The following is a 3,402-nucleotide window of genomic DNA, read 5'->3' on the forward strand; positions in this document are numbered from 1 at the left end:
GTTCTTTAACAATCTGGAAGAAGCACAACGAAATGTGCTCATCGAGTAATCAGCTTGCTGATGAAGATGGGTACGGGTTGTGATTGCATTAATTTTGTTCCAAGTTCTCAAGACTGAGGTGAATAACCTCAGACTGCTTTGAAACTTATGAACGGCACAAACGCTAATACTCAGGTCCTATAGCCTACAGCGTTATAGGATCAAGCGACTAAGTGCATATGGTGGATGCCTTGGCGATCACAGGCGATGAAGGACGTAGTAGCCTGCGAAAAGCTACGGGGAGCTGGCAAACAAGCTTTGATCCGTAGATGTCCGAATGGGGAAACCCACTCCGCAAGGAGTATCCCTGGCTGAATACATAGGCCAGTGGAAGCGAACCGGGTGAACTGAAACATCTCAGTAGCTCGAGGAAAAGAAATCAACCGAGATTCCGAAAGTAGTGGCGAGCGAAATCGGAAGAGCCTTTACGTTTTAGCACGCAAGATAGTCGAACGGAATGGAAAGTCCGGCCGTAGCAGGTGATAGCCCTGTAGGCGAAATCTTGTGTGTGGAACTAAGCGTAAGAAAAGTAGGGCGGGACACGTGAAATCCTGTTTGAAGATGGGGGGACCATCCTCCAAGGCTAAATACTCGTGATCGACCGATAGTGAACCAGTACCGTGAGGGAAAGGCGAAAAGAACCCCGGAAGGGGAGTGAAATAGATCCTGAAACCGTATGCATACAAACAGTAGGAGCCTCCTTGTGGGGTGACTGCGTACCTTTTGTATAATGGGTCAGCGACTTACATTCAGTGGCAAGGTTAACCGAATAGGGAAGCCGTAGCGAAAGCGAGTCCGAATAGGGCGATTCAGTCGCTGGGTGTAGACCCGAAACCAGATGATCTATCCATGGCCAGGTTGAAGGCACGGTAACACGTGCTGGAGGACCGAACCCACTAATGTTGAAAAATTAGGGGATGAGCTGTGGATAGGGGTGAAAGGCTAAACAAATCTGGAAATAGCTGGTTCTCTCCGAAAACTATTTAGGTAGTGCCTCAAGTATTACTGCGGGGGGTAGAGCACTGTTATAGCTAGGGGGTCATGGCGACTTACCAAACTATGGCAAACTCCGAATACCCGCAAGTACAGCTTGGGAGACAGAGCACCGGGTGCTAACGTCCGGACTCAAGAGGGAAACAACCCAGACCGCCAGCTAAGGTCCCAAATTATCGCTAAGTGGGAAACGAAGTGGGAAGGCATAGACAGTCAGGAGGTTGGCTTAGAAGCAGCCATCCTTTAAAGAAAGCGTAATAGCTCACTGATCGAGTCGTCCTGCGCGGAAGATGTAACGGGGCTAAGCGATAAACCGAAGCTGCGGGTGTGCACTTTGTGCACGCGGTAGGAGAGCGTTCTGTAAGCCTGCGAAGGTGGCTTGTAAAGGCTGCTGGAGGTATCAGAAGTGCGAATGCTGACATGAGTAGCGATAAAGGGGGTGAAAAGCCCCCTCGCCGTAAGTCCAAGGTTTCCTGCGCAACGTTCATCGGCGCAGGGTGAGTCGGCCCCTAAGGCGAGGCAGAGATGCGTAGCTGATGGGAAGCTGGTTAATATTCCAGCACCGTCGTACAGTGCGATGGGGGGACGGATCGCGGAAGATCATCAGGGTGTTGGATGTCCCTGTTGCTGCATCGAAGATGGCGCTTAGGCAAATCCGGGCGCGTAAATCAAGGGTGTGGCACGAGCGAGCATTGCTTGCGAAGTGATTGGAAGTGGTTCCAAGAAAAGCCTCTAAGCTTCAGCTGTACGAGACCGTACCGCAAACCGACACAGGTGGACGGGATGAATATTCCAAGGCGCTTGAGAGAACTCAGGAGAAGGAACTCGGCAAATTGATACCGTAACTTCGGGAGAAGGTATACCCCGGTAGTGTGAAGCGCCTGCGCGCTTAGCATGATGGGGTCGCAGAGAATCGGTGGCTGCGACTGTTTATTAAAAACACAGCACTCTGCAAAGACGAAAGTCGACGTATAGGGTGTGACGCCTGCCCGGTGCCGGAAGGTTAAGTGATGGGGTGCAAGCTCTTGATCGAAGCCCCGGTAAACGGCGGCCGTAACTATAACGGTCCTAAGGTAGCGAAATTCCTTGTCGGGTAAGTTCCGACCTGCACGAATGGCGTAACGATGGCCACACTGTCTCCTCCTGAGACTCAGCGAAGTTGAAGTGTTTGTGATGATGCAATCTACCCGCGGCTAGACGGAAAGACCCCATGAACCTTTACTGTAGCTTTGCATTGATCTGTGAACCGGCCTGTGTAGGATAGGTGGGAGGCTTTGAAGCGTAGTCGCTAGATTACGTGGAGCCATCCTTGAAATACCACCCTGGTTTGTTTGCGGTTCTAACCTTGGTCCGTTATCCGGATCGGGGACAGTGCATGGTGGGCAGTTTGACTGGGGCGGTCTCCTCCCAAAGTGTAACGGAGGAGTTCGAAGGTACGCTAGGTACGGTCGGAAATCGTGCTGATAGTGCAATGGCATAAGCGTGCTTGACTGTGAGACTGACAAGTCGAACAGGTGCGAAAGCAGGACATAGTGATCCGGTGGTTCTGAATGGAAGGGCCATCGCTCAACGGATAAAAGGTACTCTGGGGATAACAGGCTGATACCGCCCAAGAGTTCATATCGACGGCGGTGTTTGGCACCTCGATGTCGGCTCATCTCATCCTGGGGCTGTAGCCGGTCCCAAGGGTATGGCTGTTCGCCATTTAAAGAGGTACGTGAGCTGGGTTTAAAACGTCGTGAGACAGTTTGGTCCCTATCTGCCGTGGGCGTTGGATACTTGACGGAGCCTGCTCCTAGTACGAGAGGACCGGAGTGGACGTACCTCTGGTGTACCGGTTGTCATGCCAATGGCATTGCCGGGTAGCTAAGTACGGAAGAGATAACCGCTGAAGGCATCTAAGCGGGAAACTCGTCTGAAGATAAGGTATCCCGGGGACTTGATCCCCCTGAAGGGTCGTTCGAGACCAGGACGTTGATAGGTCGGGTGTGGAAGCGCAGTAATGCGTTAAGCTAACCGATACTAATTGCCCGTGAGGCTTGATCCTATAACACTGATGGTTATGACCTGGTGATGTAGCGTTCCAAGTGTCGTTCAATACAAAATCTGGCTGCACCGTCAGCAGCCAGCCAACACCAATTACACCCCACCGTGCGTGATCATCGAGTCTGACTCTGATCACCACGCGTTGTGTTTCTTCCAAGATTGGAGCAGTTGCCTAACCGCAGCCGCTCAACCAGTTACGCTTGACGACCATAGCGAGTTGGTCCCACTCCTTCCCATCCCGAACAGGACAGTGAAACGACTTTGCGCCGATGATAGTGGACGGACGTCTGTGAAAGTAGGTCATCGTCAAGCTTTTATTCCGCA

At 51.9% G+C, this 3,402-nt stretch carries 2 rRNA genes; both read left to right on the forward strand.

Annotated elements, in window-relative coordinates:
* The first annotated feature begins 198 nt into the window (after nucleotides 1–198).
* A 23S ribosomal RNA gene (locus IB258_RS30160) occupies nucleotides 199–3,079 on the forward strand.
* A 198-nt stretch (nucleotides 3,080–3,277) separates the two neighbouring features.
* Nucleotides 3,278–3,390, forward strand: a 5S ribosomal RNA gene (gene rrf, locus IB258_RS30165).
* The last annotated feature ends 12 nt before the right edge of the window (nucleotides 3,391–3,402 follow it).

The organism is Achromobacter sp. ACM02 (genome assembly GCF_014851605.1).
In the GTDB taxonomy this organism is placed as follows: Bacteria; Pseudomonadota; Gammaproteobacteria; order Burkholderiales; family Burkholderiaceae_B; genus Achromobacter; species Achromobacter aegrifaciens.